The 17,401-nt window shown below is 46.2% G+C and carries 21 protein-coding genes and 2 tRNA genes; 12 read left to right on the forward strand and 11 right to left on the reverse strand.

The window, feature by feature from the left end:
* Window positions 1–226: 226 nt before the first annotated feature.
* From FPG75_RS18045 to FPG75_RS18065, 5 genes are all read left to right on the forward strand, one after another.
* On the forward strand, window positions 227–814 hold the full coding sequence (locus FPG75_RS18045; protein WP_143308508.1) for an adenylate kinase: 588 nt from the start codon (window positions 227–229) through the stop codon (window positions 812–814).
* A gap of 163 nt (window positions 815–977) precedes the next feature.
* Entirely contained in the window at window positions 978–2,009 is a 1,032-nt protein-coding gene (gene obgE, locus FPG75_RS18050) for a GTPase ObgE (protein ID WP_143308510.1), read from the forward strand.
* Window positions 2,010–2,076: 67 nt separating this feature from the next.
* The gene (locus tag FPG75_RS18055; protein ID WP_143308512.1) at window positions 2,077–2,796 is read left to right on the forward strand and encodes a hypothetical protein; all 720 of its coding nucleotides are present in this window, start codon (window positions 2,077–2,079) and stop codon (window positions 2,794–2,796) included.
* A gap of 45 nt (window positions 2,797–2,841) precedes the next feature.
* Window positions 2,842–3,615: a hypothetical protein gene (locus FPG75_RS18060; RefSeq protein WP_143308514.1), complete on the forward strand. Its 774-nt coding sequence runs from the start codon at window positions 2,842–2,844 to the stop codon at window positions 3,613–3,615.
* A 1-nt stretch (window position 3,616) separates the two neighbouring features.
* Complete coding sequence (locus FPG75_RS18065) at window positions 3,617–4,282, forward strand: DUF2306 domain-containing protein (protein WP_143308516.1); 666 nt, start codon at window positions 3,617–3,619, stop codon at window positions 4,280–4,282.
* Here FPG75_RS18065 and FPG75_RS18070 read toward each other — a convergent pair.
* Window positions 4,247–5,380 carry a TPR end-of-group domain-containing protein gene (locus tag FPG75_RS18070; protein WP_143308518.1) on the reverse strand — a complete coding sequence of 378 codons (1,134 nt, stop codon included), beginning with the start codon at window positions 5,378–5,380 and terminating at the stop codon, window positions 4,247–4,249. The genes FPG75_RS18065 and FPG75_RS18070 overlap by 36 nt on opposite strands.
* 83 nt (window positions 5,381–5,463) lie before the next feature.
* Here FPG75_RS18070 and FPG75_RS18075 point away from each other — a divergent pair, with 83 nt between their 5' ends.
* The gene (locus tag FPG75_RS18075; RefSeq protein WP_143308520.1) at window positions 5,464–5,943 is read left to right on the forward strand and encodes a hypothetical protein; all 480 of its coding nucleotides are present in this window, start codon (window positions 5,464–5,466) and stop codon (window positions 5,941–5,943) included.
* Between the two features lie 16 nt (window positions 5,944–5,959).
* Here FPG75_RS18075 and FPG75_RS18080 read toward each other — a convergent pair whose 3' ends face one another.
* The 4 genes from FPG75_RS18080 to FPG75_RS26050 all read right to left on the reverse strand — a co-directional run bounded on the left by FPG75_RS18080 (window position 5,960) and on the right by FPG75_RS26050 (window position 8,159).
* Complete coding sequence (locus FPG75_RS18080) at window positions 5,960–6,361, reverse strand: hypothetical protein (protein WP_143308522.1); 402 nt, start codon at window positions 6,359–6,361, stop codon at window positions 5,960–5,962.
* Between the two features lie 60 nt (window positions 6,362–6,421).
* Window positions 6,422–6,784, reverse strand: a complete 363-nt coding sequence (locus FPG75_RS18085; protein ID WP_143308524.1) for a toxin-antitoxin system YwqK family antitoxin — start codon at window positions 6,782–6,784, stop codon at window positions 6,422–6,424.
* A 6-nt stretch (window positions 6,785–6,790) separates the two neighbouring features.
* Entirely contained in the window at window positions 6,791–7,996 is a 1,206-nt protein-coding gene (locus FPG75_RS18090) for an eCIS core domain-containing protein (RefSeq protein WP_143308526.1), read from the reverse strand.
* A gap of 91 nt (window positions 7,997–8,087) precedes the next feature.
* A tRNA-Thr gene (locus FPG75_RS26050) sits at window positions 8,088–8,159 on the reverse strand.
* 382 nt (window positions 8,160–8,541) lie between these two features.
* Between FPG75_RS26050 and FPG75_RS18095 the strand changes: the two genes are divergently transcribed.
* The 4 genes from FPG75_RS18095 (at window position 8,542) to FPG75_RS18110 (ending at window position 11,348) form a co-directional block, all read left to right on the forward strand.
* Window positions 8,542–9,066 (forward strand): hypothetical protein, encoded by a 525-nt coding sequence (locus tag FPG75_RS18095; protein WP_143308528.1) that lies wholly within the window; start codon window positions 8,542–8,544, stop codon window positions 9,064–9,066.
* A gap of 22 nt (window positions 9,067–9,088) precedes the next feature.
* Entirely contained in the window at window positions 9,089–9,607 is a 519-nt protein-coding gene (locus FPG75_RS18100) for a hypothetical protein (protein ID WP_143308529.1), read from the forward strand.
* Window positions 9,608–9,676: 69 nt separating this feature from the next.
* Window positions 9,677–10,150: a DUF1573 domain-containing protein gene (locus FPG75_RS18105; RefSeq protein WP_143308532.1), complete on the forward strand. Its 474-nt coding sequence runs from the start codon at window positions 9,677–9,679 to the stop codon at window positions 10,148–10,150.
* Window positions 10,122–11,348 carry a TlpA family protein disulfide reductase gene (locus FPG75_RS18110; RefSeq protein WP_143308534.1) on the forward strand — a complete coding sequence of 409 codons (1,227 nt, stop codon included), beginning with the start codon at window positions 10,122–10,124 and terminating at the stop codon, window positions 11,346–11,348. The genes FPG75_RS18105 and FPG75_RS18110 overlap by 29 nt, the downstream gene beginning before the upstream one ends.
* A 203-nt stretch (window positions 11,349–11,551) precedes the next feature.
* Here FPG75_RS18110 and FPG75_RS18115 read toward each other — a convergent pair.
* From FPG75_RS18115 to FPG75_RS18135, 5 genes are all read right to left on the reverse strand, one after another.
* Window positions 11,552–11,624 (reverse strand) — tRNA-Thr (locus FPG75_RS18115).
* 41 nt (window positions 11,625–11,665) lie between these two features.
* The gene (locus tag FPG75_RS18120) at window positions 11,666–12,262 is read right to left on the reverse strand and encodes an N-acetyltransferase (RefSeq protein WP_143308536.1); all 597 of its coding nucleotides are present in this window, start codon (window positions 12,260–12,262) and stop codon (window positions 11,666–11,668) included.
* A complete protein-coding gene (locus tag FPG75_RS18125) occupies window positions 12,262–12,636 on the reverse strand; it encodes a DUF7674 family protein (RefSeq protein ID WP_143308538.1) in 375 nt (124 codons plus the stop codon). Before FPG75_RS18125 ends, FPG75_RS18120 begins: the two co-directional genes overlap by 1 nt.
* Before the next feature lie 320 nt (window positions 12,637–12,956).
* Window positions 12,957–14,114, reverse strand: coding sequence for a PepSY-associated TM helix domain-containing protein (locus FPG75_RS18130; RefSeq protein ID WP_143308540.1), 1,158 nt, complete (start codon window positions 14,112–14,114; stop codon window positions 12,957–12,959).
* A gap of 160 nt (window positions 14,115–14,274) precedes the next feature.
* On the reverse strand, window positions 14,275–14,577 hold the full coding sequence (locus FPG75_RS18135) for a YbaB/EbfC family nucleoid-associated protein (protein ID WP_143308542.1): 303 nt from the start codon (window positions 14,575–14,577) through the stop codon (window positions 14,275–14,277).
* Between the two features lie 130 nt (window positions 14,578–14,707).
* On the opposite strand from FPG75_RS18135, the gene FPG75_RS18140 reads away from it, so the two are divergent.
* A complete protein-coding gene (locus tag FPG75_RS18140; protein ID WP_236652826.1) occupies window positions 14,708–15,943 on the forward strand; it encodes an NAD(P)/FAD-dependent oxidoreductase in 1,236 nt (411 codons plus the stop codon).
* Between the two features lie 14 nt (window positions 15,944–15,957).
* Window positions 15,958–17,067 carry a DUF2891 domain-containing protein gene (locus tag FPG75_RS18145; protein WP_236652827.1) on the forward strand — a complete coding sequence of 370 codons (1,110 nt, stop codon included), beginning with the start codon at window positions 15,958–15,960 and terminating at the stop codon, window positions 17,065–17,067.
* A 2-nt stretch (window positions 17,068–17,069) separates the two neighbouring features.
* On the opposite strand, the gene FPG75_RS18150 is transcribed toward FPG75_RS18145, so the two are convergent.
* Window positions 17,070–17,396 (reverse strand): Dabb family protein, encoded by a 327-nt coding sequence (locus FPG75_RS18150; protein WP_236652828.1) that lies wholly within the window; start codon window positions 17,394–17,396, stop codon window positions 17,070–17,072.
* Window positions 17,397–17,401 lie beyond the last annotated feature (5 nt).

Here is a 17,401-nt window from a genome sequence, read left to right on the forward strand (position 1 = left end):
CAACTAATTATTAATATTGATTATATGATTTTGTCAAATACAAACTTTATAATTAAATTAGGGTATGCCGTTAAAGATATTTTAGAAATATCTCTTTAAAATTAAAATATCTTTATTATTTTTCTAAAACTTTACAGTTTATTCAATCAATTGTAATTTTAATTACCAATACATTCAACTGTTTGTTATATTTGCAACCTTGCGAGTAAGTTAGATTTAAATAAACATGGTCAATCTCATTTTATTTGGCCCTCCCGGCAGCGGTAAGGGTACTCAAAGTGCTAAGATTATTGAAAAGTACGGGCTGATTCACCTGTCTACCGGCGATTTGCTTCGCAGTGAGATTGGGGAGAAGACGCCTTTAGGACTGGAAGCGAAGAAGTTCATGGACCAGGGTTTGCTGGTGCCGGACGAAGTGGTGATAGGTATGATCAGTTCCAAGCTGGACGCTAATCCGGAAGCACGGGGCTTTATCTTCGACGGTTTTCCGCGCACGACAGCGCAGGCGGAAGCGTTGGACAAGCTGCTGACATTGAAGAAGACGGCTATCTCAGTGGTACTGTCTTTGGAAGTTCCTGAGGAAGAGCTGATCAAACGTTTGCTGAACCGAGGTTTGACCTCCGGCCGCAGCGATGATGCTTCTGAAGATGTAGTGAAAGCACGTATCGTGGAATATCATAGCAAAACTGCTCCTGTAGCGGATCACTATGCCAAATTCGGCAAGTTCAAAAAGGTAAAAGGCGATGGTACTGTTGACGCCACCTTTGAACTGCTCTCCAAAGAACTGGATGAACTGATTGCCGAGAAAGTGTAATCCCGCACTGGCAAAGGCTTTCATCATCTTTTTACACAACGCAAAGATTGTAAGTTACCGGTAGTTAGTACCTGTTATGTACTAATTAACCCAAACTTCACGATCTTTGCGTTTTATTTTAGGGTCCTTCCTTCGGGCAGGGCCTTTTTAAAATCAGGGAAAAGTGGAAAAAGCGAACTTCGTAGATTATATCCGTGTATTTTGTAAATCAGGAAAAGGCGGCGCCGGCAGCATGCACTTCATGCGTACCAAATTCAATGCGCAAGCCGGTCCTGATGGTGGCGACGGTGGCCGTGGCGGCCATGTGATCCTGCGCGGTAATGCCCAGCTCTGGACCTTACTCCACCTCCGCTGGCATAAAAATCTGCTTGCAGAAGATGGAGAGAATGGCAGTGGCGATAATTGCACCGGACGCTTTGGAAAGGATATCATCATTGAAGTACCGCTTGGCACACAGGCCAGAGATGAAGAAACCGGCGAAGTTGAAGCAGAGATCCTGCACGACGGGCAGGAAGTGATCTGGCTTCCAGGTGGCCAGGGAGGCCGCGGCAACGCCTACTTCAAATCCCCCACCAACCAAACTCCCGAATATGCCCAGCCCGGCATGCCCGGCATCGAAGGCTGGAAAGTAGTAGAGCTGAAAGTATTGGCAGACGTAGGCCTGGTAGGATTTCCCAATGCCGGCAAATCCACCCTCCTTTCTACCATCACCGCCGCCAAACCTAAAGTAGCCGACTACGCCTTTACCACCCTCACCCCCCAACTGGGCATGGTAGCGTACCGCGATAACAAATCGTTTTGTATAGCCGATCTTCCCGGTATTATTGAAGGCGCGCACGAAGGAAAAGGATTAGGCCATCGATTTTTGCGACATATTGAAAGAAACGCCGTATTATTATTCCTGATTCCAGCCGACAGCCCCGATCATCGTAAAGAGTTCGAGGTGCTGGTGAATGAGCTGGAACAATATAATCCCGAATTGCTGGACAAACAATTCCTGCTAGCCATCAGCAAGAGTGACATGCTCGACGATGAATTGAAAACCGCTATCTCAGCAGAATTGCCGGAAGATGTACCCCATGTGTTCATTTCTTCCGTGACCCAACAGGGCCTGAGTGAACTGAAAGATATGCTATGGAAAGCCCTGAACGAGGATAAAAAAGTGGATTCTGCCGGATCTGCCACCGCAGAATAACCTTGCCAACCAGGCAATGAGAGGGGAAGTAATAAAGCCAATGTTCGTTTTATAGGACCCGCATACCATGAAAAGATTATTCTCATTAGCAGCGCCCATGCTGGTGCTGCTGGCATGCCACTCACCCGCCAAACCCAAGCAGGAAAGGCCTGTACAGATTGACACCATGTTGTTGATTGCACCGCCTGCGCACGCCGCCACCAAAGTAGCATCCAACGAAGTGTCGGTTGTCAACAAAGACAGCGTTACGTATATCCGTTTCGGTGATTGTTACTTTTCGCTCGACTGGATCTATCCTGATGCACAGCGCAATGATTTCGAACTCCATCCCGACACGCTCTTTTTCAAGCTGGCCTACAAACACACCATCGAAGGGCAGATGCTCGCTATTACTGCCGGTGCCAACGAGAAAATGAAAGTATGGCAACGCTATGAAACCAGCGCCATCATTGAAGGCTCCCCCACCCTGGCACTATTACAATGGAAACATCATCGCTCCGATTGGGAAGCGCTCAAAGAAGAAGCGAGTAATTTCTATCTCTGTAAAAAATATACTCCTGAAGAAAAGCAATTATTCCCCGAAGCCAACATCAATGAATTACGTCAGCAGATAAAACAGCATTTCGGACGGCTGGCACTTTCACGGATCGCAGGCCTCTGCTCATTTCCTTCCGGACCCGCCAAAGTGGCCATCAGCCGCTATTTCCTGAAGGTGTCCGGCACATTGAACCACTCTGCCGACAAGATCAACAAACTACTCGTGATCGATGTTGCCTTCAAAGGATAACCAGCAGTCAGTGTTCATTCATTATCTTTATAAAAAAATATCCCTGTGAAATTATTCATTATCTCATTGTTCACCGCCGCCCTGCTGGTACAGGCCTGCAAACCTGCTGTCAACAGTGCTGCTATTACTGCTGACAGTACCCAGGCAGATACCATGCTGAAACACATTGCCGGTTCTTACAAAGGCGATTTCGACGGCAGCCCCATTTATATTACCATCAACTTTATTAACGGCAAACAAGTAGCCGGATACAATGTCCACAAGGGTTTGCGCCGCAACCTTCATGGCGATGTAAGCATGGATGGCAGCAACTATGTGCTCCACCTTGCCGAACCAGGCGATCATCCTTTTGATGGTAAATTTGTGCTCACCCTGATGAATAACCTCCAAAGCGGCAGTGGTAGCTGGGCGCCAGTGAATACTCCTTCCCTTAAAGAGAAGAAATTCCAGCTGGCGAGGGTAGACGCAAAAGATTACAACAAAAGCAATGATGCCGACGGCATGAACAGTATAGCCAACTTCTTCGCGGACGATGTGCGCCACAGCACGCTCGAAACCAAAGAAGACGGCAGCTGCCAGCTCAAATATTATCCACAGATCACTGATTCCACTTTTGAAGAACAGGCCGTTGTTGTAAGAGGTACCTGGAAAGTAAGCAACGACAAAAAATATATTACCGTCAACTGGCAACCCAACGAACGCTTCAATAAAAAAGAATCACAGTTCACCATCAACTATCACAAACCGGAAACGGAAGATGATGGCTTATACATAGAAAGCGTAACTGGCGAGGGTTTCGAGTTCCATGGCATGCCATAAGATGCGAAGGTTCAAGAAGATATTATGGATACTAACGGCCACGGCTATACTCTATGCGTCCTGGCTGATGATACTGCTGAGTATCCCCTACCTCGCATTTAACCGGTATACCAATTTCCTGATGACCAAGCAGATCGCCTGGCATGTACAGCATTGGCGCATCAGTTTCTATACACATGTTTTTATCAGCAGCGTGGTGCTGATAGCGGGGTTGTTCCAATTCAGCAGCTATATGCTGCATCGGCATCCGCGGCTGCACCGCGCGCTGGGAAAAACTTATGCCGGAGTGGTGATCAGCATCAGCGGGCCAACAGGTCTGGTGATGGCCTTTTACGCCAATGGCGGATGGCCGGCGCGGATCAGCTTTGTGATCCTTTCTGCATTGTGGATCGCCTTTACGGCGACGGGATGGAAACGCGCTATGCAACACCGTTGGGAATCACATAGCGCGTGGATGTTGAGAAGTTATGCATTGACCTTATCGGCCGTTACGCTTCGTTTTTATGCTTACCTGCTCGGCCTCATGCACATGCCGCTGAAACCTGCGGCAGCTTATATCACCGTATCCTGGCTCAGCTGGACCTTGAACTTACTGATAGCAGAACTGTTCCTGAAACGGGCCGTGCTGAAGCTATTGGCGCCCGGCTACCGCCAGCGGCTCTCCTGATTTGTGTGTAAAGTGTCCATCATCGCTGATCGTGTAATAATCCCGCTTGATCTCCTTACTGGACACCTCCTTATTATCTTTGAAGCCTTCTTTCTGCGGATCTTTTTCGTATTCAATCTTGTAATCTGTCAACGCAATCTCTCCATTAGCGTTGATCATACCTACACGGTAAGGATCATCATCTTTTATCTGTCCGCCTACCAATAATTTATCGATCAATTTACCGGTAGGAGAATAACTTACGAGATAATAATACGGGAAATTATATCCTTCGATCTCTTTATCATTCACTGCATATACCAGTGTTTTGTAGGTTTCGGCAGCTTTTACCAGCCCCACAGAATAGAAGGTGCTGCCTACTTCGCGGGAAAATTCAGCATCACGCATCTCGGGTACATATCTTTCAAAATCGTAGGGAATATTCCTGTCGTCTGAAAGTTTCTCTGCATAGGATTTGTCGAGCGTAACCGGCAACGGTAGCGATTTGAACTCGCGGGCAAACAGCGTCCATTGCAGTTTGTCGGGATCTCCTGCGCCGCTCAGCGTCTCGGTAACGGCTCTACGAAAACTATATTCATTTGTGGATCTCACATATAACAGGTCTGGATCTTTCATGATGTTATCCACATTACCGTAGCCAAATTCAATGGCCGATACCAGGAAATACAGCGAGCTGTCCACCTGCTGATTATGCGAATATGCGCAGGCTTTATTGTACAATACTTTTGACAGTGGCTGGTAGCTGAGCAGCTCTGCCATATTGTAAGCGCCGATGGCTTCTGAATACTTGCCGTTATCCATGAGGGCATTGCCCAGTTCATAATATGCTTTGCCCTGTGGCCGCAATAAGATGGAACTTTTGAACAGGGCCACGCTGGCATCTGCATGTTTTTTGTTCCGGTATTGGTCTATTGCTGCCAGGAATTTCTTTTCCGCGGCGTTCACATTTCCTCTGGAAGTGGCTACTGCGGCCTTTACGGAGTCGGGGTTATAGATAGAGTTGGCCGTCAGGGTAACTTTTTCCTGTGTTTTGTTACTGCCGGTTTCATGGCAGGCAGCAAACAAGGCCAGAGAAGCTAACAAAAGTAAAACACGCATAGAATAGGAATTTAACCTCCTAAAGATACACAAGTATGTTTATGGAAAAATATCAGGCCTGCATCTTATCACAAATCTATTCTATGACGGATAATTATAACTGCCAGTCGCTCAACCACGATGACACCTTTATCCTGAAAAGTAATCTTGCCGCCAAGTACAACCAAATTAGCAAGATGTCTTTATTCTTTGGCGGTATTACGCTCTTCGGTTTCTTTCTTATCATGTTGCGCATCCAGTCTTTACAGCCAGGATACTTTTTTCTGGCCGTAGCGGTATTGTACTGTTCCTTCTTTCTTGCCTTCTGGTTCAGCACCATCGCGCGTTTGAAGCGGGACCTGAAAGAAAAGAAAAAAATAGTGCTCACGACGAGGATTAAAAATAAATCCAGCACCAATGAACTGGGTATCAGGGAACATTACCTGTTGCTGGAAGACAATCCATTTGGATTGAAGAAGATAGATGTAACGCCGGAGATATTTGCCCGGATACCATTGCACACGGAGCTGAAGATCACTGCAACCCTGCATTCCGGTACTTTTCTGCAATGCGAGATGGAATAACGTAAACGGTTATACGCTATTTTATTTCGAATGAGAGTACACAATATTTGTCGATGGTGGGTGATACCTTGATGTAAATGGTATGCTTGCCATTACGTAAGGTGGTGGCAGGCGGTAAGGGTGGCGTGCCACAATAACCCATGGGAACGATGGTCCTGTCGGCATCGGCATTGCCGGAAGCGGAGAGCAATGCGCTGTTACCCATCACGTAGATACTGTCGATCGGAAAGTAGTTGGTGGTAACATTTTGCGGCAGCCTGCCGATATCCAGATTACCGATCTTCAGGTTACTGAACCAGGATTCGCTCTTATTTACAAATCTCACCATCAGGGGGCCTGACTGGCTCTCATGGTCTTTTTTGCAGGCGATGAAAAGCGCGGCTACTGCGATACAGAAAAGGCATAAAGATCGCTTCATGGAAAAGTGATTTATCGTGAAGCGCGTTAGTGTCCTGGTTTGTTACACGACAAGTTAAGCCTATTCTGTAGGGGGCAGAAAGTCTTTTCGTTTGGGTGGACTTTCTTTATCCGGCACATAATACAATACTTCATCGAGCTTGTCGAAAATGTATTTGAAAGTAGCGAGGTGTTCTTCCTCAGAAGAAAAGAACTTCGCCTGTCCATGCAGCCTGTTTTGCTCGAAAGTCAGGATCATGCGGAGTTTGCCGGCATCATCAAAAAAATATCCGCGGCCCTGCCTGGCGCCGTGTACATATTGCACAGATCTTTTCAGCAACTTGTTTTCATAACAATGCCAGAAACCTTCCCGCAATCCGTTTTGCTCATATCCCGCCCAGAGTTGCTCCTGCTGCGGTACTGTACGGAAATTGTATTCGTTCATAGCTGTTTATCTGACGATCTTGAGTTCTGATTTGATAATATTTTCTTTTGTTGCCCCGGCTACGATCGGTTGCGTGAAGATGTATTTCACATCGGTGAAATCAAAATAGTAATCGATAGAGCCATCGTTGGAGCCGTTTACTTTCCTGGTGCTTTCGTCAAATCCTTCGCCTATATATTTGATCGTTTTGGTAGGATAGGTTTCTTTCAGGAATTTTTCCTGTGATTCATGCCCGGCCTGGTGTGCCTTTTTAAAGTCGTCTTTAGAAGCGCTGGCTTTGTTCTTTTCATAATCTTTGATGGCAAATCTTTCCACCACGAAATGCAGGAACCAGCTTCTGAAGATGGGCGATGAAAGATTGAGGGTATCATCGGTATCTACATCTCCGGTGGCGAAGCTGTCGATGAACTTGGTATCTGATTTCGGGATAAGGTTCAGATTAACGGTTTGTGCGTCGTTAATGGCTTCGAGCATTTTTTTGGCATATTCATCTTTGCCGGTAGCTTTGGGATCGGTGGCTTTAATGTTACCGTCGGCTTCCATTTCCATTGCTACGCTGGAGCCATCGTTCATTTTGGCGAGGAACTTTTTGCGGGTCGCTTCGTCGGTGCCGGTGAGTTTCATTTTCCGCTGGATGCCAGTACCGCCGCCGCTTTGCTGTATCACATGCGTAAGCTCATGTGCCAGCAGGTGTTTGCCTTCATTGGATTCAGGTGCAAAGCGGCCGCTGTTGAAATAGATGTCCTTACCTACCGTGAAGGCTTCCGCTTGCAGGTCGTCCGACAGCCGGGTGGCGTAAGACCCGGTGTGGATACGTACATCTACAAAGCTTTCGCCGAAGCGGCTTTCCATGAAATCGCGGGTGCCTTCCGGCAGGGGATGCCCGCCACCGCGAGAGCTGTCGATAGCGCTGGAAGTAGCATCACTGGCGGGTGCTGATCCGCCGGCAGCCTGACGTTGGATAAATCCGGGCTGCGGGCTGCGCTGGGCCAGGTTTTCCTCTTCTTCACAATGTGCGCATTTTCTTTGTATCAGGCCTGGTTGGGGCATGCGCATGATATGATCCGCCGTGGCATCGGCTTGCGTTTCCTGGGCGGCATTTGCCCGACTGGTAGCGGATTTGCGGCGAAGGATGTTGTTGGCCACATGACTGCTGCTGCTGTTGGAAGAGGCTTCCTCACGCCGGCGCGCATAAACATTTGAGGTGCTCATAAACAAGGGGTTTGGGGTCAATAACTTTATTTACTAAAGTTAAGATAATCCCTGCGGAAAGAGGGGATTATTTTCGGGCGATATACTACTGAGCCAACCATGGGACTCGAACCCACGACCTGTTATTTACGAAACAACACCTGCCCACTTATTGAAGTTTTGCGTTCTTTGTGAAAATATAGCAAAGTTTAGTCAGATGGTCGATTTATTGAAGTTCACTGACATTTCAATTGCAGCGTTTACGGTCTACAAAAAGGGCAGAATTTACCGAAATTCATTCCAGCTTTATTAGTGCATTTTTGAAGCACGATTGGCAAGGTTTACGATGAATTTTTGGACATATTTTCGGGGCATAACAAGCTTTTATTAGTGTCACATTATGATTGAACGTTTTCTATAAACTTATCAAGGATAATAAAAAATAGAGAAATCAATAATTGAAAATTAAATTTAATAAGCAATAACCACGATGTTCGGCAGTATAATCTTCGATGATTTTTGATAGCCCTTTTTATTAAACCCTTAACCCAATTAAATCGAAGCCCATGAAAAGTAAATTTCCTTTGTATCTATTTCTTTTTGTTATGATCTGCATGGCAATAAATGCCTGTCGAGATAAGAACCAGGTAGCCCCGCAAGATTCTATCATTGGCCGAATAGAGGGCAACAGTATTACTGCTATTCCATCCAACGATATGCTTCCGGAAGCTATAGGGGTGAAATATATAGCATTTGTCAAACAAAACTTGCAGGCCGAGCATTTCCGCGTTATAAACAAATCTGTTATTAAAGCAGACAACTTTTATTATTTAAAGACCACAGTTGAAACCAGTTCCTCTAAGGTAAGAGATGTCTATGTTTCCCTTAAGCAACTTAGTGGTACAAATTCATTGGCTGCAGATACAACCATTGTTACCTGTGAGGCGATGACTTGCAACCAATGTGGCATTTATCTCAACCGAGTGACAGGTGTTATATCTTGTGTGTGCGGATTCCCAAACGGAGGAACTTGTAAAAAAATCGTTACAGCCCCCCCAAAAGATACGCCCAATATAGCTGCTTTACATTAATTAACCCTTAAAAAATATGCAAATGAAACCTCCTCTAATTATTGCTTTATTTTTAATGCTAACCGTGGTAATACTGTTGAGCTGCCAGAAACAAATGATCCCATCTAAGCAAGAAGGTTTAGCAATGGAAACAAATGGGAAGCTCATTGAAAATGAGATTTCGCTACACTCGTTGAAAGATCAGCTTGGAGCCGGATATGCAAGATTTATCAGAGAGAATTTTACACAAAAAGACTTTGAAATTATTGACAAAAAGGTTATCAAGGGAAAGTATCACTATTATCTTATGACAAGGGCACAGATAGATGCAAATAATACGGTAGATATTTACACTGAGCTGGTTAAAAGGGGAAATGAACTAAGCCTTGTCTCCATGGCTTCAGATTCCACTATTCACTACAATTGCACAAGAGTAAACTGTAGTGGCTGTAAATTTGATATTAACTCTCAATCTGCTTTATGTTATTGCCCGGACCCAGACAATTCAAAGGTCTGTAAGTTGATTGTCACGACTCCCCCTAAAGATACCATTAAGCCATAAGATAAGTATTTCCAACACAGTACTGTTTCTTTGTCATAAGTACTGTGTTGGAGTATAAACTGCGATTCAATGAAAATGAAATCACCTATTCGTCAACTCATTGGAATAATAGTCTTATTTACTGCCTTGATAATAGCTTCGTGCTCTCAGCACAGCAAATCTCGTGTACCTATAACAGAATACAGTTTTCCATCACTGACAAACGATATCAAACAGGACTCTGAACATCTTCCAGCAATAAAATTTAGAGAATATTCTTATAACTTCGGAAATGTAAAGAAGGGGGCAAAATTGGTTCATATCTTCAGATTTGTAAACAATGGGGCAGCTCCTGTCGTAATTAATGACATTAAAGCTCACTGTGGGTGCGTTGTAACCAATTTTAGCAAAGAACCGGTTAACAAAGGAGATTCTGGAAGCGTGGAGATATCGATTAAAACTGGAGATTTATCCGGACAAATAGAAAAAGTAATCAGTGTCTTTAGTAATACTGCTCCTGTTCAAACCGATCTGTTTGTCCAATCTGAAATCAGAAATGAATAGCTGGCAAAATATGATATCAAAGTGGTTTGTAATTGTTGCCTACCTAATTGGAATAGGTATGGGGGAATGTCGTGCGAGAACACAAAATGAAATCGAAGGACGCGCATGGCTTGAGAAATGTCACCAGCGCCTGAAAGGCGTTCGCAGTGGTTCATTTAATGTTTTTGTAAAGAACAAGATGATATTAACACCAGATACTGTCAGAGCCAGTGCAGTATGCGTTTTCAAGAATGAAGGCAATAAACGTTATATATATATCCAAAAAAGTGACGATAGTTCTTTTCTTATTTCATCCCCCAAGTCGTTGATTTTGGGAACGCCTGGGACAAAACAGGCTGTTAGCTTTAACATACGTCAACAGCAAGCGCCTGACGCGCTGTCTAATGTGTTTCATGACCTTTTCTTTGAACCATTACTGACCGATAGCTTTTATAGTAGAATATTGAACAATGCAAATATTAAAATATATGTCGAGCGTAACGGGACCCGAACAATCTTATTGAAAGTCAGCTACCCGGATCGAGGTGACGTAACCCGTATGTATAGTCTTTTAACGATCGATAAAGAGGAGTTGTTAATAACAAAAGAAATTTTTTTTGCAAATGCTTTTAATGATCAACAAATCACGGAGGTAAGCATACATCATCCAAGATTGAACCATGCGCACATAAATGACAATCTATTTGATATAGACTATCAGCTGGCAAAGAATCGTTTGCAACTCAGGTCTTTGGAAGAACTATACAAAGAGAATGATCCAGGTCTGACACTTACATCCGGAAATCCTGCACCAGCCTGGAGCCTTACTAATGTTGACAAAAAGGTGTTTCAACTGGATGATTATCGCCGCAAGATCATTATACTTGACTTTTGGTATATGTCATGTTATCCATGCCTCAAAACAATTCCGGTTTTGAATCAGCTTTATCAAAAATATAAGGCTGGGGACAAGATAGAAGTACTTAGCATAAATACCGACAAAAAGCATACAGAGTTACTACCAGGATTTATTGATAGTAAGCACATAAAGTACCCCGTGTTGCTTGGCGGTGACACTATCGCGCACGAATATCATGTTAGATCATATCCAACTCTATTTATTATTAACAAGGGCATTATTGCCCATGTTGAAGAGGGATATTATGATGGGCTTTTAGAGAAGATAAGCCGTATAGTTGATTCTCTACTAACAAAATGAGAACCGATTGTTTATATTTTTGAGATTAATTAGTTACCGTTATTCACTAAAAAACTCTTTCATATCGACTCCAAGGGCACTAATTACGCTATCTCTGAATTTTGGGTTAATGCAAGTCTTTCACATGAAAAAGTGTATCAAATCACGTATCAAGTAAATCCGTTTGAAAAACGATTATCCTCATAACTAGTTCACTTCCATTGAGCCAACCATGGGACTCGAACCCACGACCTGTTATTTACGAAACAACTGCTCTACCGACTAAGCTAGGTTGGCTGATAAAATGTATCCGAAGATAAAAAAATAAACCGGCAATATCAATGCATCGCCGGTTCGTGTATGGTCAAAAGTGGGCTTGTTTGTTCTTCCTTCAGCAGAGGGTCGAACAACATGGCAGTACAAAGGCAGTTTTTGAATCCTTTGGCCACCAGCACAGGATAGTTTACGCAACTCTTACAGCCATCCCAGAATTGTGGGTCGTGCGTGATCTCGTTATAAGTGACCGGCTCAAAACCCAGGCGGCTGTTCAGTTTCATCACGGGCAGGCCGGTAGTGATACTGAATATTTTTGCAGATGGATACAGCAGGCGGCTCAGTTCAAATATTTTTTGCTTGATGGCCGCCGCCACTTTTTTACCGCGGAAATTGGGAGAAACGATCAATCCGCTGTTGGATACGAACTCGCCGTTTTCCCAGGACTGGATATAGGAAAATCCCGCCCATACTCCCTCGCGGCTGAAGGCAATCACCGCTTTTCCTTCCAGTATCTTTTTCCTGATATCAGCAGGATTTCTTTTGGAGATGCCGGTGCCCCGTGCTTTTGCAGAGGCTTCCATCTCTGCTACGATCGGTATTGCAAAATCAACGTCTGTGGCTACTGCCAACCTGACGACGATGTCATCATCTGTTTCCATTATTGCTGGTTTGTACGTTTGTTAAAGTTGAGTTGTTCTTGTATGAAGAGGCTGTATATAGATCCCGGGATCATGGAATATACCCTGATACGGTTCATCCCGTTGGTGATCGGTACGGCGCATAAGGCCGGCAGGAACACCCGCGTGATAGCTCCTTTTACCACCTCGTTGCCGCGCTCATAGAGCTTTCCGGCCAGCGACAGGCATTTGCCTGCCACATTAAAATTCTCTTCCCGCAGCTGTGTGCCGGTGTATTCACTGAAACAGCTAACGGTGTCGTATATATGAAATACGGCAGGGAACTGGTGTAAGGCTTTTTTAAGTGCCGGTATATTGTCTTCAATATAGGCCGGCACTTCGTATTGGTTTATCATGGCTTAGCGGATTAATTAGCGCCTGCTGGAAATGACCAGTTCGGCGAGCACAGAGATCAGGATGGCTCCTAGTACGATGTAATAAAAGAACCTTCCTTGTGGTACGGGCGGTTTCGGATATACTCGCATAGTGATAATGTTTTATTACTGTTCAGATGCCAAATGTTATTCCAGCTATACAAAAAGAAATGCTAAAAACGATTATTTCGGCCATGAATAACGGTTTGCGGGGAGATTCAGGGGATTTTAAGAAGAGATGCCAACACAAAAAAGCCTTTCATTTCTGAAAGGCCTATGCAAAAAATGTAAATGACTTGTTATCACGCAGCTACAACGGTGGGAGTTTGCCGTTTGTTCCGGATGCTTTTTTGCTGCTTGCGTGTTCTGTTGATCCACATGATCGTACCGGTAACCGGGAAAGTTACGCCCAGCAAAGCCACTGCCAGCGCGAATATTTTGGAGGGCAGCCCGAAGATGGAACCCGTATGCAGGGGTTTGATCGTGCTGCGGATCTGCTGGCCCAGGTTCTTTTCTCCAAAGGTCTGCGATTGCAGCACCTTGCCAGAGAACTGATCGAGATAGTAAGTGGTAGAAGCTCCTTCATGGCGGGTACCGGCAGGCAATAAGGTAACTGTGATAGCGGCGGCGCTGTCTTTCGGGGCCGACACTATGTACCAGCTGGCATCAGGCACTTGCTGCCTTACCCCTGCCAATGCCGCTTCAAAGCCAATACTGCGGCCGGTTTCAGGCTGAACAGATAAGGGCGGTTCCATCGGCTTGGGCGAGGTGCGCAGTGCGGCGTACATCCCTTTGCTGAACCACTCGAACGACCAGGTCAGGCCTGTGAAGGCGGCAATAAACAGGAAGATAGCCGTATAAAAGCCAAGCACTACGTGCATATCGTGGTTGATGCGCTTCCAGCCGCCATCTACCTTCATCTTCAGGCGTTGCCTCAGGATGTTGCGGGTCTTGGGCCACCAGAGGACAATGCCGGTGATAAGAATAAAGAGGAAGATGAAAGTGCTGATCCCGGTAATGGTTTTGCCCACTGCGCCGGCCAGCAGCCAGCGATGCATCGCGAATATCTTGTAGTAGAAAGTTTCCTGGTAACTGTAAAGTTCGATCACCTTACCGGTATAGGGATTTACAAAGGCCTGACGGCCCTTTTCCTTCTTGTTTTCTTTTTTACGCTCGCCTTTCCTGCCTTCTTCTAACGACACTACCATGCTGCGGGCAGGATCGCTGTATACCTGTATGCGGCCGATGCCTGCGCCTGGCGCCTGTTGCTTCACCATCCTGGCGATCTCGTCCAGCGGCAAACGCTGCGCGCCAGGCCTTACATAGTAACGGTCATGGTTACACGCCTCCGTGATCTCCTTCTCAAATACCAGCAGGGCGCCGGTAAGACAGGTATTGATGATGACCAAACCCGCTACAAGGCCCAGGTACAGATGTATACGGCGAAAAAAAACTTTCATATAGGTAGTTCGTAAACAGCAAAGAAACGAGCTGTTCGTAAAAGAATCTCCTCAAAAAGGGAAAATCATTTACGGATTTGGGAATTTCCGGATTTACGGATTTATTGATCAATCTCCCCGCAAATCTATAAATCCGTAAATCAAAAAATCCCCCAATATTTTACAGGAGGCCGCCGAGCATGCCGCCAGCGGCGCTCTTCATTTCGGCTTCCCAGGAGTTCTCGGCAGCTTTCAGGGCGCGGTTCAGCGCGGTGATCAGCAAGTCTTCCAGCTCTTCTTTCTTATCTGCCACCAGCAGTTCCGGAGCAATATCGATGCTTTTCACCTGGCGATTGCCATCTACAGACACTTTTACGGCGCCGTTGCCGGCGTCGCCATCGAGGGTCACATTTGCAAGACGTTCCTTGCCTTCTTTCATTTTTTGCTGGATCTGTGTCAGCTTACCAAATAAATCACCAAACATGTTCGTGCGTTTTTTAAGGCTGCAAAGATAAGCGATCCGGGCAGTGTCTATTCATATAGCTTCTTTTCATTATACAGATACAACAATGCAATATTCCGTATCTTCCGGGCAGCTTATATTATCAGCAATAATGGAAACAAAAGTTTGTATCATCGGAGCCGGCCCTGGTGGCGCATGTGCAGCCCTTCAGCTGGCTCAGCTTGGCATTTCATGTATCGTAGTGGACAAAGCTATTTTCCCGAGAGATAAAGTGTGTGGAGATGGCCTCAGTGGAAAAGTGCTCACCATCCTGGAACGTATCGACAAAGGCATCGGCGAACGCCTGCAAAAGGCGGCCTTTAAAGCCGACAGCTGGGGCGTTACCTTCGTTGCGCCGAACCGCATCGGCATGGACATCCCCTACAAACCCGACTATCAAAAACAAATGAACGACCCAAGAGGTTTTGTTTGTAAACGCATAGACTTCGACAATTTTCTCGTGGATGAACTCAAACGCCGCCCGGAAATTCGTTTATTCGAAGGCGTTAGTATTGATAAATATGAGCTGCAGGCAGACGCTTATCATCTTTCCAACAACGATGGCTCCTTCCAGGTGAAAGCACAAGTAGTGATCGTCGCAAACGGCGCCCACTCCTCGTTTACCAAAGATGTGGCAGGCATCAAAATGGAACCAGAGCACTATGTGGCAGGCATCCGCGCCTATTATAAAGGCATCAAAAATCTGCATACCGACAACTTCATCGAGCTGCACTTCCTTAAAAATATGCTGCCCGGATACCTCTGGATATTCCCGCTGCCCAATGGCGAAGCCAATGTGGGCGTGGGTATGCTGAGCAATACCGCCCGCAATAAAAAGGTGAACCTGAAAAAGCTCATGCTCGATACCATCGCTACCGATCCTGTGATGAAAGAGCGTTTCGACGGCGCTACGCTCGTGGGCTCCATCGATGGCTATGGCCTGCCTCTCGGCAGCAAAAAACGCAAGCTCCACGGCGAACGTTATATGCTCGTAGGCGATGCCGGCTACCTCATCGATCCATTTACCGGCGAAGGTATCGGCAATGCGCTCTACTCCGGCCGTATCGCGGCACAACAGGCCGCCAGGGCTATTGAAGCCAACGACTTCTCCGATCAGTTCTTCAACGCCTACGATGAAGGTGTATACCGCATCCTCGGACCTGAGTTACAAGTGAGCACCAAATTGCAGAAGCTCATCAAATACCCCTGGCTGTTCAATATGCTCATGAAAATGGGCTCGCGCAACAAACAGCTGAAAGAGCTGATGTCGTGCATGTTCCATGAGGTAGACCTCCGCAAGAAACTCGGCAAACCCATGTTCTACGTAAAATTGTTGTTTAACAAATAAACATTTATCCCGCTGTGAAATACCTGACCAGAATATCATTTATCACACTTTTTGCTTTTACGATGAATGCCAACGGCCAGCAACCTTTGTACACCCATACGCAGCAAGGGCAGCTACAACTCACTACCGCCGGCGCCGATCATCTGTCGGGCTTGCCGCTGAAGTGCCTGGAGCTGGAATTTCCTTATAAAACAGGCATCGTATTTTCTGATAGCTCGCTGGTAACCGCACCCAAAAATTACCATCCGGCATTTTACGGTTGCTTCGACTGGCACAGCAGCGTGCACGGCCACTGGATGCTGGTAAGGCTGCTCAAATCCTTTCCTGACCTGCAACAGCGGGAGCTCATCAAAAAGAAACTGGCCACTCATCTTACAGCTGAAAATATCAAAGGAGAACTGCAACTCTTTTCCGATAAGGAAAACAAAAGTTTCGAGCGCATCTACGGATGGAGCTGGCTGCTGCAATTACAACGCGAACTGCTCACCTGGAACGACCCGCTGGGCAAGGAATTGAGCCAGCATGTACAACCGCTCGCATCTAAATTCTCCGCATCTTACATCGATTTTCTCGGCAAGATCATGTACCCCATCCGCGTGGGCGAACATACCAACCTCGCCTTCGGCCTTTGCCTCGCCTGGGATTACGCAGAAACGGCCCATGACACAGCATTACAAACTGCCATCCGCAATGCCGCCATGCGCTTTTATGCCAATGATAAAAACGCGCCTGTGAGCTGGGAACCGGGCGGTTATGACTTCCTCTCCCCTTCGCTCACCGAGGCCGACCTTATGTGGCGCGTGATGCCAGCGGCCAACTACCGTACATGGCTACACGATTTTCTGCCGGGACTCTTCGAAAAAAAGATCAGCATCCTGCAACTCGCAGAAGTGAAAGACCGTACCGACGGCAAGCTCGTTCACCTCGATGGCCTCAACCTGAGCCGCGCCTGGTGCCTGTATAACATTGCCAGGCATGCCGGCCAAAATGAGGCTGCTATCCGCGCACTGGCCAACCACCACCTGGAAGCGGCCATCCCGCATGTAGCCAGTGGCGACTATGCCGGCGAACACTGGCTCGCCTCCTTCGCGGTATATGCGCTCACCGCCGAAAAACAGCCATAGTATCAGATCGTCTCGGAATCGAAGATGATCACCTTCTCCCAGTATTGTTCACATGCTTCAATAAACCGGAGATGGGTAGGATGTTCCTGGTAGATGTCATGATCCGCCATGTTGTGGAATACGCACAGCAAACAGTAATGGTAGCTGCGGTCAATAACCGGGCGGTTTGTGGGAGCGGGTTTTCCTACATTAAATACCACTACTTCTTTTATCGTACCGAGGCTGGACACCCCAGCCTCAAATTTTTTTATCTCTTCTTCATTCAGTCCTGGCTTCAGGTAGAAGTTCACTACATGTACAAATTTCTTGTCGTCAGCTAACATGGTCATCTGTT

The sequence above is a fragment of the Chitinophaga vietnamensis genome, from assembly GCF_902167635.1.
Classification (GTDB): domain Bacteria; phylum Bacteroidota; class Bacteroidia; order Chitinophagales; family Chitinophagaceae; genus Chitinophaga; species Chitinophaga vietnamensis.